This is a genomic window from Halomonas sp. KM072 (assembly GCF_050710315.1).
Taxonomy (GTDB): Bacteria; Pseudomonadota; Gammaproteobacteria; order Pseudomonadales; family Halomonadaceae; genus Vreelandella; species Vreelandella hamiltonii.
The window spans coordinates 2,315,133-2,340,684 of record NZ_CP136132.1 but is presented as its reverse complement, the minus strand read 5'-3'; the positions used below and the strand labels follow the sequence as shown (position 1 = coordinate 2,340,684).

Below are 25,552 nucleotides of genomic sequence, written 5' to 3'. Positions count from 1 at the left end.
AAGATAAAGGGCGGGTGCAAAAACGCCGCCTTGCACGAGGCAAGGCGGCGTTTGTCAGACGGGGTGATACGAGCGGGCTAGTGCTTCAAGATGACATAGAACGCATGAAGGATGCCCGGTATGAAACCAAACAGGGTCAGCAGGATATTGAGCCAGAAATGTCCTTTTAGCCCGACTTCGAGAAACACCCCGAGAGGGGGGAAGATCACCGCAAAAATCATCTTGATCGGGTCTGTCGCTGTAAACGCCATAAAGCCTCCTTTACTTTTTTAGCTAACCTATAAGACCAACCACTTACACTATCGTTCAGCTTAGGCTGAGCGCCAATCATTGGGAAGGGAATCCATGCATCGTTTTCAACTACCGTTTTCACGTACACCGCTGGCTCTGTTGTTGGGGTCGGTGGTGATGACCCCGGCGGCGGCGGAAACTGCGCCCGAGGCCAGTACCGTGCTGCCTGCCGTGGAGGTCAGCGCTCCCCGTTTGGCCCGTGAACTCTATGCGACCCCAGCGGCTGTTTCGACCCTCGACGCCCAGGAGATCCAGCAGGGGCAGCAGCGGGTGCGGCTGGATGAGTCGCTGAACAGGGTGCCCGGGGTATCGCTGCAGAACCGCGATAATTTTGCCCAGGGCCAGCGTATCGCCATTCGTGGTTTTGGTGCCCGGGCGCCGTTTGGCGTACGGGGGATTACGGTGATGGTGGATGGCATTCCGTATACCCTGCCGGATGGTCAAGCGCAGCTGGATGCCATCGACCTGGACAGCGCCGAACGGATCGAGGTGATTCGCGGCCCGTCATCGGTGCTCTACGGTAATGCTGCCGGGGGCGTGATCGACGTGACCACGGCCGATGGGCGCGACAACCCTGGCACTCGCATCCGCCTGGGGGCGGGCAGCCATGGCTATCAGAAAGTGGCGCTGCAGCACGGTGGCGCGCAGGGGGATTGGTCGCATCATGTCAGCTTGACGGCCCTCAACGTGGATGGTTATCGCGAACAGAGCGCCACGGAAAAGTACCTGCTGAATGCCAAGCTGCGCCGTGAGTTGGGCAGTGAACGGGCACTGACGGCCATCATCAACGTGTTGGATAACCCGCGCTCGGAAGACCCCGGTGCCCTGACGGCCACTGAGGTTGCGCAAGGGCGCGATCAGGCTGCGCCCAACGCCCTGGCGCTGGATGCCCGGCAGCAGGCCGAACAGCAGGTGCTGGGGCTGCAATACGAAGACTTGGCGCTGGGGGACGGCGCCTTGTACCTGCGCGGTTTTGTGGCTCGTCGTGATTTCGAACAGCAGCTGCCGTTTGTCGGTGACAGCCGTTTGGGCTATCGCCGTGATTACATGGGGGCCAGCGCCGAGTATCACCAGGCGGCCATGCTGGGCGAGCTGCCCCTCGATTACGTGGTCGGCGTCGACCTTGCTCGCCAGGAGGATGACCGCTACCGCAATCGGGTCAATGCCGTGGGCGCGGTGGGAGACGCCTCGGCTGACGAAACCCAGCGCGCTACCTCCAGCGGCGTCTTTGCCCAAGGGGACCTGGCGCTTTCCGAGCAGGTGACGTTTTCGCTGGGCGCGCGCTTCGATCGTGTGGCGCTCAGGGTAGACGATGACTTTCTGGCAGATGGCGACCAGAGTGGTCGACGCTCCTTCAGTGAATGGAGCGGCTCGGCCGGGGTGAGCTATCGTTACCTGCCGCAGCATCAACTCTATTTGAACACCGGCACCGCGTTCGAAACCCCGACCTTTGCCGAATTCGCCAACCCTGCGGGCGGGGGCTTCAACCCAGCCATCGAGCCGCAAAAAGCCTGGAATCGAGAAATCGGGCTGCGCGGGTATGTCGAACCGCTGGCCCTGGATTACGATCTGGCGCTGTTTTCCGTGCGGGTGCGCGATGAGCTGGTGCCTTTCGATGAAGGAGGGCGCACCTTCTACGAGAATGCCAGCGATACCCGGCGTGACGGGATCGAGTTGGCGCTAGGCTGGCAGCTGGCCGATGCATGGCGGGTGAACAGTGCCTTGACGCTGGCGCGCTACGAGTTCGATAACTTTGACGACTCAGGGGCGAACTTTGATGGCAATCGGCTCCCCGGCTTGCCCGAGCAGACCTGGATCAACCAGTTGACCTGGCAGCAACAGGAACGTTTTGCCACGCTGGAAACCGAATATATCGGCAGCCTGATGGCCGACAACGCCAATGCCACCCAAGTCGACAGCTATTGGCTGGTCAACCTGCGTGTAGGCGATGAGTGGCAGCTCAGTGGTGATACGCGGCTGAGCGCTTATCTGGGGCTGCGTAATCTGTTCGACGAGGAGTACAACGACAACGTGCGCATCAACGGCACCTTTGGGCGTTTTTACGAGCCTGCGCCGGGGCGCAGTGTTCATGGCGGCGTCGAGCTGAGCTTTTAAGCCAAACCGATCGCTAAGCCAACACGATAGCGCTGTAGATAGCAGGGGGCAGCCTGGGCTGCCCCCTGAGCATAAGATGGGGTGGTAGCGAAGCTTGGTGAGTTACAGCTTCACCAGCATCTTGCCCGTGTTGGCGCCTGAGAAGAGCGCCAGAAACGCCTCCGGGGTACTTTCCAGGCCTTCCTTGATGGTCTCCTGGTAGACGATGCGACCATCGGCCACCTGAGGCGTCACTTCATTCAGGAAGTAGCGATAGCTGGCCCAGTGATCCGCCACGATGAAGCCTTGCATCCTGGCCTTGCGGACCACCAGTTGTGACAGGTTGCGGGGGCCAGGCGCAGGTGCCTCGGCATTGTAGCCTTCGATCATGCCGCAGACGGCGATACGCGCCCCTTCGTTGAGCTGAGCCAACGCGGCTTCCAGGCAGATGCCCCCCACGTTTTCGAAGTAGACATCGATGCCGTTCGGGCTGGCAAGCTTGATGGCGTCACTGAGCTCCTGCGCAGTGCGGTCCTGATAGGTGACTGGCTCGACGCCGATGGATTCCAGCCAGGCCAGCTTGTGGGTCGCCCCGGCAATGCCCACCACATGGCACCCCTTGGCCTTGGCCAGCTGTACCGCCAGTGACCCCACGGCACCGCTGGCGGCACTGACCAGCACGTTATCGCTGGGTTTGCATTCGGCAATCAGGTTCAGGCCTGTCCAGGCGGTCATGCCCGGCATGCCCAGCACGCCCAGATAGGCTTGCTCGGGGGCGTCGCCTTCCGGCAGCGGGGTGACGCTTTCGCCCGGCAGTTGGGCAATGTCTCGCCAGCCGCCCATGTGACTGACGCGCTGGCCTTCCTTGATATCGGGATGCCTCGATGCGATGACGTCACCAATGGCGCCGCCTTCCATGGGCTTGCCCAGCTCGAAAGGGGCAATGTAAGTGCGTATCCCCGTCATTCTGCCGCGCATGTAAGGGTCGACCGATAGCCAGCGATTCTGGATGCGAACCTCGCCTTCTTCCAGTTCCGGCAGCTCGGCACTTTCCAGCGCGAACGTAGAGAGGTCGGGTAGGCCTGCGGGGTAGGTCGTGAGCGTGTAGAAACGAGAAATCATCATAGCCTCCTGCTGTCAGGGAATGCGGTAATCCTTGCCTCATAAAGACCATTAGCCTGCTTTCAGGTTCATTAGGCCATAAAAAAGCGGCCCCGCTGGGGGCCGCTTTTAGTCAGCAGGTTGCATGGCAACGCTGATCGTTTAAGGGGTAGCACACGCTCGCGGGTGTGTTATCCGTTAATCTACCAGAGTGATCATCACTGGGGCGGTGCCTCGGCGTACCATGCCTAGTGCGCGCGCCGCTCGCTTTGAAAGATCGATGACTCGTCCCTGAACGAAGGGACCACGATCATTGATCATCACTTCTACTTCCTGCCCTGTATCGGGGCGAGTGACCAGCACTTTGGTACCGAACGGGAGGCTTGGGTGAGCCGCCGTGAGGGCTTGCTGATCAAAGGTTTCACCGCTAGCGGTAAGGGCTCCCTGGAAGCGGTCACTGTAGAAAGACGCAACGCCTTCTTCTAGCTCCAGGTTTACTGCTGATTGACTGGCAACTGCTTGGTGAGCGGTAGAAAATACCAGCAGTGTGGCCAGGCAACTCGTTCGTACCAGGTGTTTTAGGGCTCCCATTGGAGTACCTCAGAGGTTCGTGTCGCGGACTCCGCTTTCATCGATGAGGCGCCAAATTGGCCAGGTGATAGTAGCCCGCGTATGGCGAGTCGGCAAGCTTTAAGAAGATCGGTGCAAATAGCTCCATAATTGCGTTTTTTGTAACGAATCATTATGCCTTTGTGTTTCAGTAAGTTAACGGCGGCGGTGCAAGGTGGAATCGAGCGTCAAAAGCGTGGGTTATTTTTATTGAAATGCTCACTTTAATGGATCGAAGCGACTTATAATCCGATGACGCTATATCGGCGTTTTTGCCTACGATCAAGGATGCACCTATGGCCAAATCCTCTCCTGTTACTCTGCTGCTGGTCGCCGTGGGCGGCGTTGCGGTGGGTTACTTCGCAGCACAGTCTCTCTCTCAAACCCCCTCCACACCGGACACGGTGGAAGTTTCGGGTGAGGTTGCCAGTGATTCAGGCTCCAGGTTCGAAGGGTTGGAGACCCTGGCGCTTGGCGAGCGTGGCCGAGGCGAAATCACCTCTGCCAATGAGCTGAACGGTAACGACGGTAGCCGCTTTACCCGCTATGTCATCCAGCTGGATGAAGATGCGCTGGTGGAGGTGTCGCTGCGCGGTGCCTTGCAAGGCATCGTGGCGCTGTACGATGATCAGCTGGAGCTGCTCTCCAGTGCCGATACCGTGCGTTATAGGGTGAAAGAGAGCGGCGACTACATGGTCGTGGTCAGCGGAGCCAATGCCCAGAGCTATGGCCCCTTCAGTGTCGAAGCCCGCACCATCGAACTGAGCGACTCCGACACATTGGCGGTGGGCACGCCCATGGATAGCTGGCTGGAGAGCACTCCCCGCGAAGTCACGTTGACCGTCGAAGAGGCGGGCATGTACCAGATCGAGATGCGTGCCGATGAATTCGACGCCTATCTGGAGCTACGTGGCCCCAACGGCTATTACCGGGAAGACGATGACAGCGCCGGTAACCTGAATGCCCGCATTGCCGATTTTCTGGAGCCGGGCGATTACACGGTGACCGCAAGAAGCGCTTTTGGTGATGGCAGCGGCCTGTTCACCTTGGCGGCAGAACCGCGTGAGCTTCCGGGCGATGGCGACCTGCGCAATGACGGTGCCATTCAGTCGGGTGAGTCGTTGAATGGCTGGTTCAGCGGGCAGCCCTTGAGCTACGAGCTCGAGATCGAAGAAGCCGGCATGTACCAGATCGAGATGAATTCCAGCGATGTGGATGCTTATCTCGTGCTGGAAGGCGCCAACGGCTATTACCGTGAAGACGACGACAGTGCCGGTAATCTGGACGCCCGTATTGCCGATTTCCTGGCACCGGGCAGCTATCAGATCACGGCCCGCACGGCGTACGGTACCGACAGCGGCCTGTTTACCCTGTCAGTGGCAACACGTGAGTTGCCAGAAGACGTAGAGCTGCGCAACGAAGGCGAATTGACCCCCGATGAAACCATCAATGGCTGGTACAGCGGCGAACCGTTGACCTATCAGCTAACCTTGACGGAGAGTTCGCGGGTAACGCTGGCGATGAACTCCACTGACTTCGATACCTATCTCGAACTGTATGGCGAAGGTGTCTCCTACAGTGACGACGACGGCGGTCAGGGAACCAACGCCCTGCTGGAGCAGGCGCTGCTACCGGGTACTTACACCGTGAGCGCCCGTGGTTTCAGCGCCAGCGGCAGTGGGATGTTCGAACTGCAAGTGGAAGCAGAGCCTACCGAAATGCAGCCCGACACCTAAGAATCGCCCACGCGTGCCGGTGTTTACAACAGCGCCCCTGCCATACTGCAGGGGCGCTGCCGTTCTACCACGACCCGCCCGCCTTATCAGGACGCATGATCCACAAGGAGGTTATGATGTTACGCACGTTCAAAACGCTAGGAGCAGGACTATCACTCGCCGGAACGCTATTACTAGGTGGCTGTTTGGCCGCTGATAAATCTCCCCGCGAGCCGATTGCCCTGGCCTCGCTTGCCGTGGAAAAACAGTACGTGGCGTCAGGTTGCCAGGACGAGCAGTGCTCGACGGTGACTGTCTCGGCACTGACGTTTCCTCAATCGTCCACACTGAGTGACGCCTTGCGAACACGCTTGCTCACTCTAGGCATGGCCATCAGCGACGAGGAAGCGGCGCAGCCTGCACAGAGCTGGGACGAGTACGCCAATCGTTTCTTGGCCATGGCGGCGGAGGATAATCGTGTTGCGCCAGGCAACATGACCAGCGAGGCATTGTTGGAAGCGTCGGTCTACGCACGTCACCACGATCTACTAGTGATCGAGCTAAACAGCTATGTGTACCACGCAGGCCAGGCTCACGGACTGCCGCTGACGGACTATATGGTCATTGATGAGCGCGAACATCGTGTCGTCGAGCCCGACGAGATGCTGTTAGAGGGGCAAGCGGCTGCTTTCGATGCGCTGTTGACAGAGGCACATCGGCGCTGGATCACCGAGGCGGGCTTCGATGAGCAGTTTGCCGTTGCCTGGCCGCTTAGCCCGAGTCGCAACATTGCGCCGCTGGAGGATCGCTGGGAAGTGACCTACAACGTCTATGAGATTGCGCCTTATGCAGTGGGCCAACCCACGCTCACCCTCCCTCTTGATGCGTTGGCGGGGATAGCCAAGCCCCGCTACCTAGGGCAATGACGCGACTCGAGCAATCGCGCCTAATGGCTTAAAACAAATCGCCGATGATTGGCTACGCTGAGAAGCAGCGGCCCGCATGAGACGTGCTGGCCGCTGCTTTTTTATTCATCCACTTAGATCGATAGGCATGGACCGCTTATGACACTCGATACGCAAGCCGCTCGGCAGGTGCAGCTACTGGTCGTTGACCCAAAGGGGCATTTGCTGCTCAAACGCGATGAGTCGCTTGACCATTGGACGCCATTGGGTAGCGCATTAGCACACGATGATGATTATCCAGCCGCAGCGATACGCCTGCTTTATGCAGATGTCGGGCTTATCTGTCCTTTGGGGCCATTACTTCGTCAGCGCCGACAAACCGATAGCGCAGGCCAGCCCTTCGAGGAGCGCTTTTTCCTGGTGCGCTGCCCCGACACTCAGCCGACCCCCCACAGAAGCCTTCAAGGCACGCGGTTATTGGCCCACGGCGGCGGCACTGCGCCTCGTTTTGCATGGTGGTCGCTCGCGCAGATGCAGAGCGCCGAAAGCGCCGAAAAGGAGGCCTTTTCGCCCTCCTGGTTGCCCGAGCTACTGGCCAGCGTGCTGTTTAGCGAGATGATGATGCCCACCTCAGCGGCCCGCCTTTAAGCAGCCCACTACCACCAGTAGCGCGGCGGTGGGAAGCCGCCAGTCAAGCACGCTCATGCCGGCCAAGACCAGCAACAGCGCTGCCAGAATGGGCACGCCGTAAGCCAAGCTGCCCACGAGGCTAGCCTGACCAAAGCGCAGCGCTTTGTCCCACGCCACCATGGCGATGCCGTAGGGCCCCAAGCCCAACGCGATACCGGCCACCAACGCTTCACCACGAGGAAGCGCAACGCCGCCCTCGAGCCAGACACTCCCAAGACAGGTGAAGGCGCAGGCTATTAGCAGCAACCTCGGTAGTAGCGGCGTCAATGCGATGGGAGCCGCTTGACCCAGCCATGAGTAGAGTGCCCAGCAGCACGCCGCAAGCAAGGCCAACCCATAGCCCGAGGCCACACCACCGAAGCCGCCGTTGAGCGCTTGGGGCAGCAGCAATATAGCAGCGCCCGAAAAAGCAATCAGCGCCCCAGCCACACTGGCCCAATGCAATCGGCCCCAGCGGCTCCACTGGCTCAACAAGACGAACAGTACAGGCCATGTATAGGTGATCAGCGCCGCCTCTGCGGCGGGAGCAAGACGCATACCAATGAAGTAGCTACTGACGGCGCCTACGATCAGCAGCGGAATACCTAGCCAAACGCCCAGCTTCCAGCTCAGCGCGCCGCGTGCCATCGGCACGCGGCGACTCAGCGGGAGGGTAGCCAGTGCGCCTGCCAACAGTGTCAGCGCGGTTAGCTGAAGGGGGGCGGTGGCACGGGCAAGCTCCGCCATCAGGGGTGCCATGCTCCATAATGTGACGGCCACCAGGGCCGCACCGATACTGTAGGACGGGGATTGCAAAATCGATGAGTGACGGGTCTGCATCGCGCGTCTCCTTGTGTGTTGACTCACCCTGGTGGCAGCGAGCCTTGAAATACCTTCATGACGCGCAGCATACTCATCACAAACACATCAAGATAACGATCTTTTTTGATCGATAACATCGACAATGGTGATATATGAGGGCGCCTACCTTTGACCTAACGCTGTTGAGAACGCTGGTGGCCATTGCAGATACCGGCAGCGTTACTGCTGCGGCCAAACGGCTGGCGTATACGCAGTCCACCGTCAGCATGCAGCTACAGCGGTTGGAGGCGCAGTTGACGGTCAGCTTGCATGAACGAGAAGGGCGGCGGCTGCGCTTTACCCCAGAAGGAGAGCGTCTGCTAGCCCATGCGCGAAAACTGCTCGCCCTCAATGATGACGCCTGGAGCGATATGCAGGCCCGCCAGATTACCGGCGATCTTACGCTGGGCATTCCTGAGGATTACGCCTCGTTGCTGCCGTCGGTATTCGCGTATTTTCATCAGCTCTACCCGGCCGTGGGGCTGACGGTTCAGTGTGGTACCAGCGCGCATTTGGTCGAACAGGTGAAAGCCTCGGCGTTGGATTTGGCGCTGGTGACGCGCCAGCGGCACTCGCCCGGGGGCGATGTGATTCGCCGTGAGCCGCTGGTCTGGGCGGTGGGGGTGCATCAGCAGCCCTCCATGAGTGACCCTATTCCACTGGCGCTTTACATCCCAGGCGCGGATGTATTTCGCGAAGTGGCCGAGCAGGCGCTGCAAGCCGCCGGGCGAGATTGGCGTGTGGCCTATACGAGCCAATCCATGGCGGGGCTAGCGCCGATTGTCACGGCAGGGCTGGCGGTAGTGGTGGTCACGCGCAGCATGCTCACGCCTATGCTGCGCCCGCTGGATGAGAGCAGCGGGTTGCCTGCACTGCCGATGATCGAGCTGGCGCTCCACCGGGCACCTCATCGGCCTTCCGAGCCCGCTCGTCGGCTTGGAGAATTGATCCGCGAACAGCTAGCGGCTCCCAGCGAAGCGTTATAAGGTAAACCGCTGGCTAATCATTATTTTTCTAACGGGTCGACGTTGCACTATGCTGACGGTGACGACATGGCTGGGCAGGGAGTCTTGAATGCACGAGTTAGATCACTACATCTATCCACACCGGGTGCTGCACTGGCTGGTGGCACTGGCGGTGCTGCTCTCGCTGGCGAGCGGCCTGACACTGGGGTTTTTGGGCTATGAACGCACCTTGGCGTTGGTCGGGAATACGCTGACCAACATGCTCTATACCAGCCATAAGACGCTGGGAGTAGCGATTCTGCTGCTGATGACGCTTCGCATCATCACGCGGGTCGCCTTCGTGGTGCCGGACCATGACCCGCCTTTGAACGCTTTCGAGCGTGTCCTCAGTACCAGCGTTCATCACTTGCTTTACGCGGGGCTGGTAGCGATGCCGTTGATCGGCTGGGCCGCCACGGCAACGGGCGGTTTTCCCGTGGAGTTCTTTCACTGGCATTTGCCGGGACTGCTAGGCAAGAACGAAGCACTCTCAGACACCCTCTTCATGTGGCACGAGCGTTTGGGCTGGGCACTGGTCGTATTGATCACACTGCACGTGGCGGGCGCGCTATTTCATTGGCGAATCAAGCGCGATAACGTAATGAAACGCATGAGCCTGTTTGATTGAATGCCCCATCCCTGCAAATGTCACGCTGAACCGTAGCCATAAAAACGCTTGGTTTGGCGTGATTTTTGGGCATACATCTGACGATCGGCCTCTTTGAGCAGTTGGGCGAAAGTGGCGTTGCCGTCGCGGCTAAGAGTGACGCCGATGCTGATCCCTACGTGGATCATGGTTCCGCAGGGTAGTTTGATGGGGTCGCTCAGGGCTTGAGTGATGCGGCTGCAGATGTCCTCCAGCAAGCTGGGGTGTTGAATTTGCTCCAGCAGCAAAATGAATTCGTCGCCACCAAAGCGAGCACAGTGATCTCCCTCGCGTGCAATATGTTCTAACCGCTTGGCTACTTGCTGAAGCACGAAATCCCCTGCCTCATGCCCATACTGGTCATTGATCGGTTTGAAGCGATCCAAGTCGCACATGATGAGCGCGAGTGGCTCCCCGTGAGTATGGCTACGCGCCAGGGCAGCATCGGCATGCCGAACTAAACCGTGCCGGTTGAGTAGCCCTGTCAGCATGTCGTAATTGGCGAGCTTCTCTAGTGCTTCGGTCCGAGTCGCCACTTTGGCTTCTAAAATGGCCTCTTGTTTTTTCAGCATCGCCACGGTATCGGCTTGCGCTTGCTCTTTTTGCCTCTTCAATTTATTGAAACGTGCCGCCAAGGCAAAGGAGAGCAGCAACATTTCGATGGCGGAGCCAATCTGAATGCCGTGGAGCGTGACGAAGTTGGCGGGCAATATACTCATGTTGCGCAGTGCAAACACGGCTACGCCAAGTAAAAAGATCGACCATGCCACAACGAATAGGCGAGCACTGGGGACGCGTCGCCATGAGCAATAGAGTCCGCAAACCAGTAGTAGTAGGGCAGCTGTAAAGCCTGCGATATCCATCAATATCAGCGCCGGTTGGATAGGGATGACGAATACCGTGATGAGCACCCCCCAGCACATAAAGCGAAATCGCGTGAGCGTCCGGTGCCAACGTGGGCTATAACGCCACGTATTCAGAAAACTTTGGGCAAACAGCGTGGCCATAGCCGAAGCAAACGTAAAACCAATGGCGACGAGCCGGGCAGTCTGCTCACCAAGAAAGCTCCAGAAAATCAGCGTCCCCAAACCGTTGAAGGTCAAAATCGCCAACGTGAAGCCGAAGGCAAACAGCGAGTAGTAGAGGAAGACGCGTTCTTTGAGGCCAAAGAAAAGCAAAAAGTTATACAGCCCCAACGCAAGCAACATGCCGAAGTACGTGGCGAGCCAAAAATTGTGGCGGTCGTTTTGGGCGTAGAACGCTTCGGGCGTCATGACGCTGTAATTCAATACCTTGCTACCGGCAGCCGAGACTTGACTATACAGCGTGACGGTTTCGTCGCCTGCTAAGGTCACAGGAAAAATGGCCTGACGATGAGCGAGGGCGCGCTCTGATAGCGGCAGGGCACTGCCGCTTTGCTGCACGTCGGTAAAGTGCGCCCTCAGCGTATAGAGCGTGACGTGATCCAAAAAAGGGTATTCGAACGTGACCAGCCACGTGGCAGGGCGTGGGGAGGGATTATGCAAGCGCGTGGTTAGCCAAGTGTCGCCTTGCGTATAGCCAAAGTGCAAATCAGATTCACTTGTAACGGGTTGAAAATCGTCCGTGCGGGCTAGCACATCACGCAGCGTCAGGGGGGTATCGGTATGCCAATAGCGGGTCACGTCATTAAGCGAGTAACGGTCGTGTTCGGGAGATGCCGACAGCGTATCAGCAGCGTTGACCTGACTGCCTGCAATGAGTAAGAGCGTAAGAAAAGTGGCAAATAGGCGCTTCAAACAACCGTTAGCATCCATAGCGTTCGCTTTCTTGATGTTTGTTGTTACTCCGCTCAGGCAACCCTGATCGCTAACGAAAAGGCGAGATAATGACGCCCCGTCCTATCAAACAGCATGACAACGTTCTAAAAACATTTTGATTGTAGACGCGTTTGTCCCCAAGTAGATGAGAATGATGCTAAAGCGTGAGATGGCTCAGCCTTTCGGTCAGCCGTTGTATCAACTGCCCACTGTGTCGCCAAAAGTGCCAATATAGGGGGACGGTCAATCCATGCCCTGGTGCAATGCTCACCAACTGACCTGACTGTAGCGACTCGGCGGCCTGCCGCTGGGGAATCATGCCATAGCCAATGCCGGCGGCTGCCAGCCGAACGAAGCCCTCTGATGAGGGGCATAAATGGTAGGGGAAATATCCCTGATAGCCCCACTGCGCTAAAAACTGATGCTGTAGCTGGTCGTGTGGGCCAAATACGATGGCCGGTGCGTGTTGAAACGCATTCAGGCTTGGGCCGTCCGGGAAATAGCGTGCCACGTAGGAGGGCGATGCCAACGGCTGATAGTGCATGTCACCGACGTGCAGGCAGCGAGCGCCGGCGATGGGCTGGGGAGTGGCGCACAGGCAGGCTGCCACGTCGCCATCGCGCAGTCGCTTCAGTCCAACGTCCTGGTCTTCGATGACCAAGTCCATCAGCACCCCTTCCGACTGACAAATATCCGCCACGGCATCGGCCCACCAAGTCACGACGCTGTCGGCATTGATGGCGATGCGCAGTCGCGGCGCGGCTTTTTCCAAGGTCGGAAGCGCCTCGTGTAAGTCCCGTTCTAGCAGCTGCACTTGCTGATAATGGGCAAGCAACCGCTGGCCTGCGGGCGTGGGTGCTAGCGTGGGGTGGCGCACCAGCACCGGCTGGCCCAAGCGGACTTCCAGCGCCTTTATCCGCTGTGAAATGGCCGACTGCGAGAGGCCCATCATGTCGCCTGCCCGCTCGAAGCCGCCGCACTCCACCACGGTGGCTAGTGCGTGAAGTAGTTTGTAATCCACCATGACGCTCTCTCTGTTGTTGGCTAGGGCAGTTAATCAATCCCGAAACGATGCGTAAAGGCGTGTACGCAATTTTCGTAAATGAAAATCAGTCTCTTTGTTTGATTTATCGGATAAGTGCGTCACAATTCGCCGCCTATGCGTAAAGGGGAGGCATCATGGAATTATTGCGGGTGGTTTTCCGTCACTATCGCTGGCCGTTTTTAGGCGCGCTGGCATTGAGCCTGGTGAGTGCTGGGCTGGGGGTGGGCGTGATTGCGTTCATCAACCAGCGGTTGATCGAAGCGGGCAGTGCCCTCGCTGCACTGCCACAGTTTTTGGGATTATTGGCGCTGCTGCTGGCGGTGACGCTGTGTACGCAGCTAGCGCTTACCTTGCTGGGCCACCATTTCGTCTTCGATCTGCGCTCTCGGTTGGTGAAGCGGATTCTGGATACCGATATCGAGCGCTTAGAGCAGCTTGGCAACGCCACGCTGCTGGCGAGTCTCTCGAGCGACGTACGCAATATCACCATCGGCTTCGTGCGGTTGCCGGAGCTGGTGCAGGGCGTGGTGCTCACGCTCGCTTCGGTGGCGTATCTTGCGTGGCTCTCACCGCAGATGGTGGTGATTACCGTGCTATGGATGGCGTTCACCATGGGGATCGGCTGGGTACTGGTGTCGAAGGTGTATCGTCATTTCCATCAGGTGCGCGAAAGCGAGGATCGGCTGTATAGGGATTACCAGTCGGCCATCGAGGGACGCAAGGAGCTAGCGCTCAATCGTGACCGGGCACGGCGCTTTTTTGATGAATCCTACACCGCGAACGCCAAAGCGTATCGTCACCATATCATCCGCGCAGACACCTACCACCTCAGCGCCAATAACTGGTCCAACATCATGATGCTGGGCGCCATTGGCGTGGTCTTTTTCATGGCCAACGTGCTGGGGTGGGCAAGCCCCGCGGTGGCGGCCACCTTTGCTTTGACCCTGCTGTTTTTACGCACGCCCTTGATCCAAGCCGTGGGCGCATGGCCGACGCTGATCAGTGCCCAAGTCGCTTTCGATAAACTGGCCAGTCTGGCGCTAGCCGAGCATCGGCCGGGCTTCGACGTCGAGGATCGTTTCGAGGGTTGGCAGCGCTTGGCGCTCACCAACGTGGTGTATCGCTATACCCCAGCGGCGGGTGGCGAGGGTTTTCAGGTGGGGCCGCTCACCCTCACGCTGGCGCGTGGTGAGCAGGTGTTTTTGATCGGCGGCAACGGCAGCGGTAAATCGACGCTTGCACGCTTGCTCTCGGGGCTTTATCGACCGCAAAGCGGGCAGATTAGCGTGGATGGTAGGGAGCTTAACCGGGAGGAGTGGACCGCGTTTCGAGCGCGCTTTGCCAGTGTCTTCACCGACTTTCATCAGTTCGACCAAGCCATGGGGCCAGGCGGCAAAGCAGCCGACCCGCGACTGGTCGAAACCTGGCTCGAACGGTTGCAGATGCAGCAGAAACTGGAGTGGCAGGGTGATCGCGTAGTGAATACGCAGCTCTCGCAAGGGCAGCGTAAGCGCTTGGCGCTGCTACTGGCGATTGCCGAAGAGCGGGATATTTTGCTGCTGGATGAGTGGGCGGCCGACCAAGATCCGCAGTTCCGGCGGCTCTTTTATCGTGAGCTGCTCCCCCATTTGAAAGCGTTGGGCAAAACCGTGTTTGCCATTAGCCATGACGACAGCTACTTCGTCCATGCGGACCGTTTGCTGGAAATGTCCAAGGGGCAGCTAAACGAGCTGACGGGAGCACAGCGCGCCCAGGCCAGTGAAGATGCGGTCGCGCAGATTAGCTCGTGAGCCTACAGTAGCCACCGACGCAGGGTGGCCACTTTTCAGCGGCCAGCTACTGGGCAACGGCGATATTGTGCTCTCCATTGGGGTGGCGTATGACTTGCATCGGCAACCCGTAAATGGCTTCCAGGGTGCTGTCGCGCATTAGCTCGTGGGGAGACCCGTGTGCCAGGAGGCGACCGCTGTGCAGGGCCATCAGCTCATCGCAGTAGCGGGAGGCCATGTTGATATCGTGCAGCACGATCACCACGCCCAGATCGAGCTCGTCGCACAGCTTGCGAATCAGCGCCAGCACTTCGATTTGATGGGCAATATCCAGCGCTGCCAACGGCTCGTCCAACAGCAGGAAGCGGCTGCCCTGGGCAAGCAGCATCGCCAGCCAAACCCGCTGGCGTTCGCCGCCGGAGAGGGTGTCGACCAGGCGGTCGGCGAAGGCTTCCGTATGCGTGAGCGCAATGGCGCGCTCCACGGCTTCTTTGTCGGCCTGGGTGTGGCGCCCTAAGAGGCCGTGCCACGGGTAGCGGCCAAAGCCGACCAGCTCGCGCCCGGTCAAGCTCTCGGCGCTCGGCAGGTGTTGGGGAAGGTAGGCCACCTGACGGGCAAACTCACGATGCCCCCAGTCACTCAGCGGTCGCTGATCGAAATGGATCGCGCCCCGAGCGACCGGCTGCTGCTGTGCCATCAGCTTGATGAGCGTCGACTTGCCGGAACCATTATGGCCAATCAGGCCATACACCTTGCCTTCGTGAAACGTGTGCTCGATGGGATTGAGGATGGGTTTGCCATTGACTTCAAACGTAGCGCCTTTGATCTCGAACATGGACGACTCCTAGTGGCGAATGCATCAATCATCATGCTGCCATTCTAGTGCTAATGGTTCTCATTTTTAATGAAAAAATGAAAAAAATAGCCGACCGCTAGAGAGAGATCGTGAAAGCCGATCCGCACGCAAGGGGCATGCGACTCGGCTGAGGGCTTGGATCATCCGCGCGGGCCGTCAAGGCGCGTTGCGCGCGACACAGTTATCGTAGAAGGTGACCGTCGCGGGCCAATCGCTGAACACGCCGATGGCGCCGACGTCATTGACCAGCGTATCCAGCGTCAGCAGTTTGTCGCCATCACGCTGGATCACGTCCTCGGTGGTGCGGTGGTACCACTGCCCGCCCTCCTCGAGGGGGCCGGAACGTTCGAAGGTCCAGGCGATGATGTCCAGGCCTGCTTCCCTTGCACGGCGGGCATAGCGCGATGCCTGTAGGCGTCTTGCCTGCGCGTCGTTGCCAAACGCGGGGTTCGGTTCGACCAGCATCCAGGTGGGCGGGGCAATGATGCGCACGCCGTGCTCCACCAGGGAGGCCATGCTTGGCTGCCAGGTCTCGGGCCGAGTGTGGTCGAAGCCTTCATCGCCGTAGCGACCCTCCAGATAGACCCCTTGACGGCCAAAGGCCGGTTCATGCTCGATCCAGTAGAGCACGTCGTCGATGTCGAACGACTGCGGAAATACGTCGTCGGGGGAGACGCCAGCCGCCTTGTACTCATCGATCATCTTTTGTGCGTAGGCCTGCTGCGTGAACCCCTCGGGGGTATGCTCGGTGAACGGCATGTCGACCTCGGGGGATTTCAGTTCCGGCGCCATCATGACTCCCAACTGCTGGAAGAGCGCAATACTGTCGGCATGGCTCATCAAGGTACCACGGGATGCATAGAGGTCCGTGCGCCACCCTGGAGTGCCCGCCACGTACGCCTCGATACTCGTGGCATCGCTATTCACGCCCTCCATTTTGCCTTGCAGCGTATGAAACTCCGCGAGCGTTATGTCACTGGTGCAGCAACGTATATCGGCCGCGTTGGTCAAGGCGCCAGTGACGTCATCGAACGCTGGCGGCACGCTGCACTGCTCGGCCAGCGCCGTTTCGACGATATTGGTGGTCGCGTGGAGATCACACTGCGAGTGGCGGCAGACCAGCGCTTCGTCGGCGGTGAAGGCGACGTCGCACTCCAAGATGCCGGCGCCGCCCTGAGCGCCTGCGATATACGACTCTAACGTGTGTTCGGGAAACTGCAGCGGTGTGCCACGATGTCCTATCGACAGCGGCGAGCGGTGCCAGGTGGTTTGCTCGGCGGCACAGCTCAGTAGCGACGCTTTGAGTGCCTGCTCATGGGCATTGCCCGCACTCATATCGTTGACCAGAAAGAGCGGGCGGGGCCCCAGCGTCACTGCCTGCGCCGCCTCGATCAGCGCTTCGTTCCAGCGGGGCGTCTTCTCGCTCTCTTCAGCAATGGCTAGGGCAGGAGCCAGCAGGCTACCTAGCAGCAGTGTGCGGGTGAGAAGGCCGGTCGTCGTCATCATCGAGTCTCTCGTGGGCGCAAAAGGCGTCTAGTTGAGTGTAGGTGAGTGTCGCGGGTTATCGAGTCGACCTTAGGGTGTGCTGATGGGGCCGTGGCTTTGTCGATGCGGTATATCGTTAGAACGACCTCGTTTTGCAGAGCCGATTGACTTGCCTTTTTCAAAAGATAACAATAATTGTTTGCAATATAGACATTGAACACGGCAGGAGGCCAAACGGTGAATACCCAGACCTGGAGCGCTGAGTTAGAGGATATCTTCGTCAATCAGCGGCCTGTGCTCTGTAGTGTCGCTGCGAAGGTCTTGGGCAGTGCCGACCAAGCCGATGATGTGGTTCAGGATGCTTATCTGAAAATTTCAGAAGCGACCACCGTCTTTGAAGTAAAACGGCCCATCTCCTATGTCACTCGCGTCGTGCGCAACCTCGCCATCGATCGCTACCGGCGTTCGGCCTTCGAGTCGATGCTGTTCGCCAAAGAGGAGGAGGGCGACAACGCCTTTTATGCATCAGATTCCCCAGAAGTGATGGCGATTGACCGCCAGGCCTTGGCGCAGGTGGTCGGTGCGCTGGACGAGTTGCCCAAGCGAACGCGCCTCGCGTTCGAACTCTACCGCTCGGGAAGCCATACACAGCGAGAGATAGCGCAGCTGTTGGACGTCTCTCCCACCTCTGTAAACTTCATGATTCGTGATGCATTGACACATTGCCGCCAATCGGTTCGGAGCTAAGCGTTGCTCGATGGCGAAGGGCCGGTTCCATCCCCTCCTTGCGGCTGCTTTGTTACACTGTGAGGCAGTGTTGCTGCCGGTACGGTACGCCGGTCGACTCCATTAGTTCAATGACTAGCAATGGCGAGGTGTCACAGTCACGATGGATAATCACAGCGGCGACGATGCCGTTTGGCAAGCCGCGCTGGAGTGGCTGATGCGCGAGCATGAAGAGGGATTGAGCGATGCGGATCGCTCCGCGCTGCATGCGTGGCTAGCGGCCTCCTCCCAGCACCGGGACGTATTCCATGAGGCAGAACGACTCTGGCTGCTAACGGGACTGATCCCCAACGGTGATGAGCGTAGCTGACCAGTCACCGTTTTTAATCGCCTCCGTCGATTTCCAGGCGGACTCAAAGGTCTTCAGCGATTGCTGACTGCCGCAGGAGTCAGCAATCGCTTGACTCGCGTCATGCGATGACGACGTCCTCGCGGCCCCATCCCGATTTTTTCGTCTTTCTCCCCTTCCCGCATTAAATTGTCCCGTCCCTCACTCGTCATTATGGAATGAGAAGCACTATCGTTTTGTTTCTTGTTCCTTATGAACCGGTGAGGTGTTCCCATGACAAGCTGTTTTGATCGTGAAGATGCTGTCTTCCGCGTACTGGTCAACCATGAAGAGCAGTACTCCCTCTGGCCGGAATGGAAGGCGATTCCTGCTGGCTGGACGGATACCGGCGTGCTTGGCGATAAGCCCACGTGCTTAGACTACGTCGAGAAAACATGGACCGATATGCGACCACTGTCGCTGCGCCAATGGATGGATGAGCAAGCGAGCGCCGAGGCGGAGCAGGTGAATGCAGGTTAAGCGCTTGAGGCTGCTCTGCCTGCCCTGTGCTGGGGCTAGCGCCACCATGTACCTACGCTGGAAGCGCCACTTACCCGCCTGGATCGAGATCTATCCCGTCGAGCTGTCTGGGCGTGGCGAACGCCTGGGTGAGCCGCTGATCGATGACTTCGAAACCCTGGTGGTGCAACTGTGCGAAGAGCAGGCAACGCGGATGCGCGGTGATTTTGCCCTGTTCGGCCACAGCATGGGGGCGTTGCTGGCCTATGGCATGGCGGCACGCTTGCGCGATGTGGGCCGCCCGCAACCACACATGCTGTTTGTCTCGGGCAGCGCGGCGCCTTCGATGCGCGATCCGGAACGCCTGGCGGGACTGGATAACGACCGCGCCTTGATAGCGGATTTACGCCAACAGGGGGGCACTCCACAGGAAGTCTTCGAAAGCCCTGAACTCTTGCGCCTGACGCTGGACGTGCTGGCAGCGGACTATCGTCTTTGCCGTCGTTTCCGTTATCGCGGTCGGGCGCCGCTGGCACACCCCCTGCACGTGCTGGCCGGGCGCGATGACGATATCGACAGTACACGCCTGGAGGCTTGGCAGCAGATGGCGGGCGGAGCGTTCTCGTTGAGCTGGTTCGAAGGAGGCCACTTCTTCATTCGCCAGCAGCAGGCTCAGGTGCTAGCGACCATCGAACGGGCGCTGGGACGACGGCTAGAGGAGGTGTCCCATGCAGCGCCTGCCGCTTGCTGAAGGAACCCCCGAAGGGCTCGAGGTGTGGCACTTGGCGCTCGATCTGACCGCCCCAATAGCCGACGACGATGATCGGCTGCTAAGCCGAGCCGAGTGGCAGCGCGCCCAGCGGTTTCGCCATCGCGCCGATGCCGTCCGGGCCATGGCAACACGCGCTGCTCTGCGGCGGCTGCTATCTGCGCACACCGGTATAGCGCCAGAAAAGCTGGTGTTCACACAGAATGCTTACGGCAAGCCCGAGCTGGAAAACGCTGAGGGGCCTGCTTTCAATGTCTCCCACTCTGGCCGTGTCGCCCTGATCGCGCTGGCTCCCGGCGGAGCGGTGGGGGTCGATATCGAACGCTGCCGACCCGAGGTGGAATTGGCGCCGCTGCACGGGCTGGTGCTCTCGCCGAGCGAGCGGCGCGACCACATTGGCAGCGCCTCGCTGCCCTTTATGGAGCGCTGGGTGGTTAAAGAAGCGGTGCTCAAAGCCTTGGGCCTGGGCATTGCAGAGCATTTGCAGGCGCTCTCGGTTATGCCCGCTCCTGGGCCATCAGGCACCTATCACCTTGAGCACTCGATCCCCGTTTCATCCTCTTTGCAAGCATGGTCGCTGGCTGCGCCAAGCGGCTACGCCGCTGCCCTGAGTTATTTCGACGCGGACTGTACCTGTTATGCCTATGTCGACCAGGGCCAACGCTACTCAACGACTTTTTAGGAGATCAATCATGGACAGCCAAAGCGCAACACTAACGCAACCAACCAACGTCATATCCCAACGTCAGGGGCCTGCTGATTCAGAGCTGCCCATTATGATTTCTCCCTCTTACCCAGGGCAGCCACTACTGGAAGCCTTTGGCGAGTTGCGTGCTGATATTGAGTCGCTGGTGGCCAGAGTCGGTGGGGTACTGCTAAGAGGCTTCGATGTTCCCTCCGTGGACGATTTTCAGCAGTTTGCCGCCGCCTTTGGGCATCCGCTGCTGAGTTACGAGTTTGCTTCTACGCCACGCTCAGCGGTGTCTTCGGGCATTTATACCTCCACCGAATACCCCGCTCACCAACATATCCCTCTCCATAACGAGCAGGCCTATACCCGCGAGTGGCCGATGAAAATCTGGTTCCACTGTGTCACCGCCTCCGCTGAAGGAGGAGAAACGCCGATTGCCGATAGCCGCGCCATCTACCGCCGTATGCCCGCAGAGATCCGCGAGCGCTTTGCCCCCGGCATTCTCTACGTGCGCAACTACGGCGATTTCGATATGCCTTGGCAACAGGTGTTTAACACCGAAGACCGCGCCGAAGTGGAGGCGTTCTGCCAGCGCGCAGGGATTCGCTGTGAGTGGAAACCCGACGGCGACCTGCGCACTACCCAGCTGTGCCAAAGCATCGAGACCCATCCGGTCACCGGTGAGCAGGTGTGGTTCAACCAGGGCCACCTGTTCCATGTCTCCAACCTGCAGCCTGAAGTGCGCGAATCCTTGGAGGAGCTTCTCGACCCCGAAGACATGCCGCGCAACGTCTTCTTTGCCGATGGCAGCTCCATTGACGACGACATTTTCGATGAGATTCGCGGCGTGCTAGCCGAGGAAACGGTGATGTTCCCCTGGCAGGCGGGTGATGTGCTGATGCTCGACAACATGCTGGTCGCCCACGCACGCACACCGTTTAAAGGGTCGCGCAAAGTCGTCGTTGCCATGGCGGAAGGCCACGGCAATCTCCCCAACGACTGACTTTGACGCCTCATCCCTCGGCCAGGAATTTCAGCAGGTATACCCATGACTACAAGGCACGCTCAGGCAATGAACAGCCATTCGGCCCATCACGATGTTTTTATAAGCTATGTCGAGCACTTGAGCCGTCTGTCCCAGGAAAGACCCGGCGACAGAGCGCTGGTCACCGTCAATGCTCAAGGCGAGACCATCCTCGACTACGCCACGCTGGAGCGGCGTTCACGTGCCCTGGCCAGCGAGCTCCAGCAGCGGTTTCCGGTGGGTGAGCGCGCTCTGATCTTGCTGGATAACGACGAACACTACGTGGTGGCGTTCTTAGCCTGTCTGTACGCCGGGGTGATTGCGGTACCCGTTTTCCCGCCGGAGTCGGCCAAGCAGCAGCATTTGGCTCGTCTTTTTGCCATCGCCGACGATTCTCAGGCTGCCTGTGTGCTCACTTCTTCGGCGGTGATCGAGCTGGTCGCTGCGGCGGGGAAGGACTTCGGTAGCGCTGAACTGATCCCCGTCGATGCCTTGGATGAGCGACGCGCCGAGTGTTGGGTTGAGCACCACCCCCAGCGTGATGACATCGCCTTTTTGCAGTACACCTCAGGCTCCACCGCCACACCCAAAGGAGTGATGGTCAGCCATGGCAATCTGATGGCCAACGAGCGGGCTATCGAAACGGGCTTTTCGATTGGTGCCGACGATGTCTTCGTGAGCTGGCTGCCGTTGTACCATGATATGGGCCTGATCGGCGGCCTGCTGCAGCCCCTCTATCGCGGTATCCCTGTGGTTTTGATGAGTCCCTCCTTCTTCCTGCAGCGGCCGGTACGCTGGCTGGAGGCGATCTCCCGCCATCGGGGCACGGTCAGCGGGGGACCCGATTTCGCCTATCGCCTTTGCCTCGAGCGCATCCGCGACGATCAGCTCAAGGCACTGGATCTCTCCAGCTGGCGGGTCGCGTTCTCAGGCGCCGAGCCGGTGCGCCACGATACCCTCACTGGATTTATCGAACGCTTCCGCCCGGCGGGCTTTGCCGCTGATGCCGCCGCCCCCTGCTATGGATTGGCGGAAGCCACGCTATTGGTTAGCTGCAATTCGCGCGGAACGGGCGTCGTGGGCACGGCTTTTTCACAGCAGTCGCTGGCCGAGGGGAAGGCCGCTTCCGCGGTGGAAGGCAACACCCTGGTGGGCTGCGGTACACCGGAGCCAGGGCACACCATCGATATCGTCGATCCCGAGGGACTGCACTCGCTGACCGAAGGCGACGTCGGCGAGATATGGGTCAATGGGCCTAGCGTGGCGCACGGGTATTGGCAGAACCCAGAAGCAACAGCGCAAGCCTTTGTTACCCGCGATGGGGTCCGTTGGCAGCGCACCGATGGGAGTGATGCCCAGAACCACGATGCTCGCGATGATCGCTGGCTGCGCACCGGCGATCTGGGGTTTCTGCACGAAGGGCAGCTGTATATCGCTGGGCGTATCAAGGATCTGATCATTTTGCGCGGCCATAACGTCTATCCCCAGGATATCGAGTGCGCTGTCGAGGCGGAAGTGGAAGCAGTGCGCAAAGGGCGCGTGGCGGCCTTTGCAGTGACCACCCCCGAAGGCGCTGAAGGAATCGGTGTGGCGGCAGAAGTCTCCCGCGGTATGCAGAAACTAGTGCCCGCCGAGAAGTTAGTCGAAGCGCTAAGCGAGACGGTGGGGAGCGCTTGCCGTGAGCCGCTTTCTGTCGCGCTACTCCTCAACCCTGGAGGCCTTCCCAAAACCTCTAGCGGCAAACTGCAGCGCAGCGCCTGCCGCCAAGGCTGGGAAGCGGGTAGCCTGGATGCCTACGCCATTCACGCCTTTGGGGATTTTGTCAGTGGCGGCAGCGATGGGGATGCTAGTGGTGGAAAGTCATCGCAATCTACTGCGGAAGCAGGGAGCGAAACGGAGCAGGCGTTGGCGAAGCTCTGGTGCCAGGTGCTGGGGGACGGCAAGGAAAAGCCGTTGGGAAGAGATGCCCACTTCTTCGCCAGCGGTGGTAATTCTCTGGCGGCGGTGCAGTTGGCTTCGCGTATTAGCGATCATTGGGCGATTGATTTTCCTACTAGAGCCGTCATGGAAAAGCCGCGCTTTGGTGACGTGGTTGATGAAGTAGAGCGCCGGTTGGCGACTCCTTTGGCCTCCTATCAGGGAGGTGCCCAGAATCCACTGATACCTATTTCCCGCCATGCGGAACTACCTTTAGCACCTGTCCAGCGTCGGCTCTGGTTAGTTGATCGTTTGGCGAGTCAGGCGGGCGACCGTGAGCGTGCCGCCTATAACCTTCCTGCGCTATTTTCCCTGAAAGGGGAATTGAATATAGAGGTTCTAGAAAGAACCGTTAATGCCATCGTTGCGCGGCATGAAGCATTGCGTACCCACTACCCTGAAAGCGAGAGCGGTGATCCCATCGCGGTTGTAGAGGATCAGCGCAACATCGAACTTCCTGTTTTGGACTGCAGCGATCTTGCAGAGCAGGAGCAACAGCGATATCTGCAAGATACTTTCACCGAGTATGCGAACACACCGTTAGATCTTGCCACTGGGCCTTTAATTAAGGCGGGGTTACTGCGTTTTGGTGCACAAGAGCACGCCCTGATCCTGGTGATTCACCACATCGTCTTCGACGGCTGGTCCACGAGCGTATTCATCCGGGAATTTGCCTCTCTGTACGGGGAATTGCTGGAAGGGAAGGAATCTGGGTTACCCGAAGTGGGTATTCAGTACGTGGACTATGCCGCTTGGCATGAGAAAGCACTGTCGGGAGAGGCCTTCGAGCAAAGCGCAACCTTCTGGCGTCGCTATCTAAACAGTGCTCCTCCGCTCTCATCACTTCCAGCGGACTTCGCCAGGCCCAGTCAAGTATCACATGCTGGGAGCTCCCAGCGCATGGCACTGAGTCCAGACCTATCACACGCGTTGAACAAGCTTGCCGCACAGCGTGGCACCACGCTATTTACGCTTCTACTGGCGAGTTTTCAGCTGTTGATGCATCGCCAGACGGGTCAACATGACCTGGTTGTGGGAACCGATGTCGCTGGCCGTAGCCATCCCGATGTCGAGCCGTTGATTGGCTTTTTCGTCAATGTCATCCCACTGCGGTCTCGCTTGGCGGATGACCAGGTGGATTTCGGCCGTTGGCTCGAGCACGTACAGACCAGCGTACTGGATGCATTCGATCATCAAGACGTCCCCTTCGACAGAATCGTCGAGCTCTCGGGCATCGGCCGTGAGCGGGATCGTTCCCCCCTAATACAAACCCTCTTCGTACTACAAAACACGCCAACCGAGCGGTTCTCACTTCCGGGCTTGGAAGTGGAGGTAATGCCCCAGCCCCGGCAAGAGTCGAAGTTCGATATGGCGGTATTCGTCAATGAGAGCGATACCGGACTATCAGTCGAGTGGGTCTACGCCACTGCTTTGTACCGACGCGAAACCATTGAGCAGTTGACCGGTGCCTGGCAGTCGCTACTAGCGCAGATCGTGGAAGCTCCCAGCACGCTCGTTGAGGAGTTTCGCTTACCCCTAATGGAGAAACACGCCATGCAGAACAAGTTTTCAAAAGATGCCAAACTCAACAAGCTTGGCAGCCTGAAATCCCAGCCAGGTGCGCGCCCCTCGACCAACAGTAACTCACCGATACGAACGGCATTGCTCGACGAAAAAAGGGTCTTTCCCCTGGTGATCGAAGCGACGGACGCTGACCTTGATGCGGTGGCGTGGGCAACCTCCCAGCGTGACTTTATCGAGCAACACTTGCGCAAGCATGCAGGCATTCTGTTCCGTAACTTTGGGCTGACCACGCCGCAAGAGTTTGAAGCCTTTGCCGAGGCTATCCAGCCGGGTCTTTACGGCAGCTATGGTGACCTGCCTAAAAAAGAAGGGGGGCGCAATACCTACCGTTCAACCCCCTATCCCGAGCGCCAGATGATTCTCTATCACAACGAAAGTTCGCATTTGGAGCGCTGGCCGCGCAAGCAACTGTTCTTCTGCGAATTTCCCTCTTCCGTGGGGGGCGCCACCCCGATCGTTGACTGCCGCGAGATGTTGCGCCAACTGCCCGCCGATGTGGTGGAGGAGTTCGAGCGCAAAGGGCTGCTTTATGTGCGCACCTTTACACGCAACCTGGACGTGAGCTGGCGAGACTTTTTCAAAACCGATAGCAAGGAGGAGGTTGAGACGCGGCTCGAAGAAGCGGGCATCGAGTGGCAGTGGTTGGGTGATGACGAGCTGCAGACACGCACGCGCTGCCCAGCGGTAGTCACTCATCCAGTGACCGGTGACCGGGTGTTCTTCAATCAGGTGCAGCTCCACCACGTCAGTTGCCTTGAGCCTGATGTGAAAGAAGACCTGCTTGGCATGGTGGGCCAGGAGCGCCTGCCGCGTAATGTCTATTTCGGCGACGGCTCCGTGATTAGCGACGAGATGATGAAGGTTGTCGGCGAGGCCTACGAAGCCTGTGCCGTGCGCTTCGACTGGCGCCGGGGCGATGTGGTGATGGTCGACAACATGTTAGCGGCCCATGCCCGTGATCCCTACGAGGGGCCACGCAAGATCGTGGTAGCGATGGGAGACATCTATGAGCGTTCGGCGCTGGAAGAGGCTCAAGGAGCAAGTGCCGATGCCGAGTTGGTCGATCAATAAAGTCACGGGGTTTG

General features: G+C 59.0%; 22 protein-coding genes. 14 read left to right on the top strand and 8 right to left on the bottom strand.

Features of this window, described 5'->3' with window-relative positions:
- Positions 1-77 precede the first annotated feature (77 nt).
- Positions 78-251: a YqaE/Pmp3 family membrane protein gene (locus tag RVM26_RS11065; RefSeq protein WP_498938618.1), complete on the bottom strand. Its 174-nt coding sequence runs from the start codon at positions 249-251 to the stop codon at positions 78-80.
- A 157-nt stretch (positions 252-408) separates the two neighbouring features.
- On the opposite strand from RVM26_RS11065, the gene RVM26_RS11060 reads away from it, so the two are divergent.
- The gene (locus tag RVM26_RS11060) at positions 409-2,406 is read left to right on the top strand and encodes a TonB-dependent receptor family protein (protein ID WP_498941735.1); all 1,998 of its coding nucleotides are present in this window, start codon (positions 409-411) and stop codon (positions 2,404-2,406) included.
- A 102-nt stretch (positions 2,407-2,508) separates the two neighbouring features.
- On the opposite strand, the gene RVM26_RS11055 is transcribed toward RVM26_RS11060, so the two are convergent.
- Positions 2,509-3,507, bottom strand: coding sequence for an NADP-dependent oxidoreductase (locus RVM26_RS11055; RefSeq protein ID WP_287806242.1), 999 nt, complete (start codon positions 3,505-3,507; stop codon positions 2,509-2,511).
- 177 nt (positions 3,508-3,684) lie between these two features.
- Complete coding sequence (locus RVM26_RS11050; RefSeq protein WP_039176927.1) at positions 3,685-4,077, bottom strand: septal ring lytic transglycosylase RlpA family protein; 393 nt, start codon at positions 4,075-4,077, stop codon at positions 3,685-3,687.
- A 314-nt stretch (positions 4,078-4,391) separates the two neighbouring features.
- Here RVM26_RS11050 and RVM26_RS11045 point away from each other — a divergent pair, with 314 nt between their 5' ends.
- From RVM26_RS11045 to RVM26_RS11035, 3 genes are all read left to right on the top strand, one after another.
- A complete protein-coding gene (locus RVM26_RS11045; RefSeq protein WP_287806210.1) occupies positions 4,392-5,831 on the top strand; it encodes a hypothetical protein in 1,440 nt (479 codons plus the stop codon).
- 116 nt (positions 5,832-5,947) lie between these two features.
- Complete coding sequence (locus RVM26_RS11040; protein ID WP_498938615.1) at positions 5,948-6,736, top strand: RsiV family protein; 789 nt, start codon at positions 5,948-5,950, stop codon at positions 6,734-6,736.
- A gap of 138 nt (positions 6,737-6,874) precedes the next feature.
- Entirely contained in the window at positions 6,875-7,363 is a 489-nt protein-coding gene (locus RVM26_RS11035; protein WP_287806216.1) for an NUDIX hydrolase, read from the top strand.
- On the opposite strand, the gene RVM26_RS11030 is transcribed toward RVM26_RS11035, so the two are convergent.
- Positions 7,346-8,224, bottom strand: a complete 879-nt coding sequence (locus RVM26_RS11030) for a DMT family transporter (protein WP_287806218.1) — start codon at positions 8,222-8,224, stop codon at positions 7,346-7,348. The genes RVM26_RS11035 and RVM26_RS11030 overlap by 18 nt on opposite strands.
- A gap of 134 nt (positions 8,225-8,358) precedes the next feature.
- On the opposite strand from RVM26_RS11030, the gene RVM26_RS11025 reads away from it, so the two are divergent.
- The gene (locus tag RVM26_RS11025) at positions 8,359-9,231 is read left to right on the top strand and encodes a LysR substrate-binding domain-containing protein (protein ID WP_287806221.1); all 873 of its coding nucleotides are present in this window, start codon (positions 8,359-8,361) and stop codon (positions 9,229-9,231) included.
- 88 nt (positions 9,232-9,319) lie between these two features.
- Positions 9,320-9,877 carry a cytochrome b gene (locus RVM26_RS11020; RefSeq protein ID WP_153842194.1) on the top strand — a complete coding sequence of 186 codons (558 nt, stop codon included), beginning with the start codon at positions 9,320-9,322 and terminating at the stop codon, positions 9,875-9,877.
- Positions 9,878-9,897: 20 nt separating this feature from the next.
- Here RVM26_RS11020 and RVM26_RS11015 read toward each other — a convergent pair whose 3' ends face one another.
- Together RVM26_RS11015 and RVM26_RS11010 are read right to left on the bottom strand one after the other, a co-directional pair.
- A complete protein-coding gene (locus RVM26_RS11015; protein ID WP_286701864.1) occupies positions 9,898-11,691 on the bottom strand; it encodes a 7TM diverse intracellular signaling domain-containing protein in 1,794 nt (597 codons plus the stop codon).
- A 160-nt stretch (positions 11,692-11,851) separates the two neighbouring features.
- Positions 11,852-12,718 (bottom strand): LysR family transcriptional regulator ArgP, encoded by an 867-nt coding sequence (locus RVM26_RS11010; protein ID WP_153842196.1) that lies wholly within the window; start codon positions 12,716-12,718, stop codon positions 11,852-11,854.
- Between the two features lie 155 nt (positions 12,719-12,873).
- Here RVM26_RS11010 and RVM26_RS11005 point away from each other — a divergent pair, with 155 nt between their 5' ends.
- Complete coding sequence (locus RVM26_RS11005; protein WP_287807420.1) at positions 12,874-14,529, top strand: multidrug ABC transporter permease/ATP-binding protein; 1,656 nt, start codon at positions 12,874-12,876, stop codon at positions 14,527-14,529.
- A 46-nt stretch (positions 14,530-14,575) separates the two neighbouring features.
- On the opposite strand, the gene RVM26_RS11000 is transcribed toward RVM26_RS11005, so the two are convergent.
- Both RVM26_RS11000 and RVM26_RS10995 read right to left on the bottom strand, forming a co-directional pair.
- Entirely contained in the window at positions 14,576-15,343 is a 768-nt protein-coding gene (locus RVM26_RS11000; protein WP_228168706.1) for an ABC transporter ATP-binding protein, read from the bottom strand.
- Between the two features lie 177 nt (positions 15,344-15,520).
- The gene (locus RVM26_RS10995; RefSeq protein ID WP_498938610.1) at positions 15,521-16,870 is read right to left on the bottom strand and encodes a glycerophosphodiester phosphodiesterase family protein; all 1,350 of its coding nucleotides are present in this window, start codon (positions 16,868-16,870) and stop codon (positions 15,521-15,523) included.
- A gap of 216 nt (positions 16,871-17,086) precedes the next feature.
- On the opposite strand from RVM26_RS10995, the gene RVM26_RS10990 reads away from it, so the two are divergent.
- From RVM26_RS10990 to RVM26_RS10960, 7 genes are all read left to right on the top strand, one after another.
- Positions 17,087-17,596, top strand: coding sequence for an RNA polymerase factor sigma-70 (locus tag RVM26_RS10990; RefSeq protein ID WP_054641603.1), 510 nt, complete (start codon positions 17,087-17,089; stop codon positions 17,594-17,596).
- 142 nt (positions 17,597-17,738) lie between these two features.
- Positions 17,739-17,945 carry a FecR/PupR family sigma factor regulator gene (locus RVM26_RS10985; protein WP_054641602.1) on the top strand — a complete coding sequence of 69 codons (207 nt, stop codon included), beginning with the start codon at positions 17,739-17,741 and terminating at the stop codon, positions 17,943-17,945.
- A 252-nt stretch (positions 17,946-18,197) separates the two neighbouring features.
- Positions 18,198-18,443, top strand: a complete 246-nt coding sequence (locus RVM26_RS10980; protein ID WP_230446157.1) for an MbtH family protein — start codon at positions 18,198-18,200, stop codon at positions 18,441-18,443.
- The gene (locus tag RVM26_RS10975; protein WP_475317960.1) at positions 18,433-19,173 is read left to right on the top strand and encodes a thioesterase II family protein; all 741 of its coding nucleotides are present in this window, start codon (positions 18,433-18,435) and stop codon (positions 19,171-19,173) included. Before RVM26_RS10980 ends, RVM26_RS10975 begins: the two co-directional genes overlap by 11 nt.
- Positions 19,151-19,873, top strand: a complete 723-nt coding sequence (locus RVM26_RS10970; protein WP_054641601.1) for a 4'-phosphopantetheinyl transferase family protein — start codon at positions 19,151-19,153, stop codon at positions 19,871-19,873. Before RVM26_RS10975 ends, RVM26_RS10970 begins: the two co-directional genes overlap by 23 nt.
- 94 nt (positions 19,874-19,967) lie before the next feature.
- Complete coding sequence (locus RVM26_RS10965; protein ID WP_498938606.1) at positions 19,968-20,885, top strand: Fe(II)-2OG oxygenase family protein; 918 nt, start codon at positions 19,968-19,970, stop codon at positions 20,883-20,885.
- 45 nt (positions 20,886-20,930) lie between these two features.
- Positions 20,931-25,538, top strand: coding sequence for a condensation domain-containing protein (locus tag RVM26_RS10960; protein ID WP_172415972.1), 4,608 nt, complete (start codon positions 20,931-20,933; stop codon positions 25,536-25,538).
- Positions 25,539-25,552 lie beyond the last annotated feature (14 nt).

Excerpts from the sequence above, each read along its gene's own strand:
- RVM26_RS11065 (WP_498938618.1), bottom strand. The coding sequence starts at position 251 with ATGGCGTTTACAGCGACAGACCCGATCAAGATGATTTTTGCGGTGATC.
- RVM26_RS11060 (WP_498941735.1), top strand. The coding sequence starts at position 409 with ATGACCCCGGCGGCGGCGGAAACTGCGCCCGAGGCCAGTACCGTGCTG.
- RVM26_RS11055 (WP_287806242.1), bottom strand. The coding sequence starts at position 3,507 with ATGATTTCTCGTTTCTACACGCTCACGACCTACCCCGCAGGCCTACCC.
- RVM26_RS11050 (WP_039176927.1), bottom strand. The coding sequence starts at position 4,077 with ATGGGAGCCCTAAAACACCTGGTACGAACGAGTTGCCTGGCCACACTG.
- RVM26_RS11045 (WP_287806210.1), top strand. The coding sequence starts at position 4,392 with ATGGCCAAATCCTCTCCTGTTACTCTGCTGCTGGTCGCCGTGGGCGGC.
- RVM26_RS11040 (WP_498938615.1), top strand. The coding sequence starts at position 5,948 with ATGTTACGCACGTTCAAAACGCTAGGAGCAGGACTATCACTCGCCGGA.
- RVM26_RS11035 (WP_287806216.1), top strand. The coding sequence starts at position 6,875 with ATGACACTCGATACGCAAGCCGCTCGGCAGGTGCAGCTACTGGTCGTT.
- RVM26_RS11030 (WP_287806218.1), bottom strand. The coding sequence starts at position 8,224 with ATGCAGACCCGTCACTCATCGATTTTGCAATCCCCGTCCTACAGTATC.
- RVM26_RS11025 (WP_287806221.1), top strand. The coding sequence starts at position 8,359 with ATGAGGGCGCCTACCTTTGACCTAACGCTGTTGAGAACGCTGGTGGCC.
- RVM26_RS11020 (WP_153842194.1), top strand. The coding sequence starts at position 9,320 with ATGCACGAGTTAGATCACTACATCTATCCACACCGGGTGCTGCACTGG.
- RVM26_RS11015 (WP_286701864.1), bottom strand. The coding sequence starts at position 11,691 with ATGGATGCTAACGGTTGTTTGAAGCGCCTATTTGCCACTTTTCTTACG.
- RVM26_RS11010 (WP_153842196.1), bottom strand. The coding sequence starts at position 12,718 with ATGGTGGATTACAAACTACTTCACGCACTAGCCACCGTGGTGGAGTGC.
- RVM26_RS11005 (WP_287807420.1), top strand. The coding sequence starts at position 12,874 with ATGGAATTATTGCGGGTGGTTTTCCGTCACTATCGCTGGCCGTTTTTA.
- RVM26_RS11000 (WP_228168706.1), bottom strand. The coding sequence starts at position 15,343 with ATGTTCGAGATCAAAGGCGCTACGTTTGAAGTCAATGGCAAACCCATC.
- RVM26_RS10995 (WP_498938610.1), bottom strand. The coding sequence starts at position 16,870 with ATGATGACGACGACCGGCCTTCTCACCCGCACACTGCTGCTAGGTAGC.
- RVM26_RS10985 (WP_054641602.1), top strand. The coding sequence starts at position 17,739 with ATGGATAATCACAGCGGCGACGATGCCGTTTGGCAAGCCGCGCTGGAG.
- RVM26_RS10980 (WP_230446157.1), top strand. The coding sequence starts at position 18,198 with ATGACAAGCTGTTTTGATCGTGAAGATGCTGTCTTCCGCGTACTGGTC.
- RVM26_RS10975 (WP_475317960.1), top strand. The coding sequence starts at position 18,433 with ATGCAGGTTAAGCGCTTGAGGCTGCTCTGCCTGCCCTGTGCTGGGGCT.
- RVM26_RS10970 (WP_054641601.1), top strand. The coding sequence starts at position 19,151 with ATGCAGCGCCTGCCGCTTGCTGAAGGAACCCCCGAAGGGCTCGAGGTG.
- RVM26_RS10965 (WP_498938606.1), top strand. The coding sequence starts at position 19,968 with ATGATTTCTCCCTCTTACCCAGGGCAGCCACTACTGGAAGCCTTTGGC.
- RVM26_RS10960 (WP_172415972.1), top strand. The coding sequence starts at position 20,931 with ATGACTACAAGGCACGCTCAGGCAATGAACAGCCATTCGGCCCATCAC.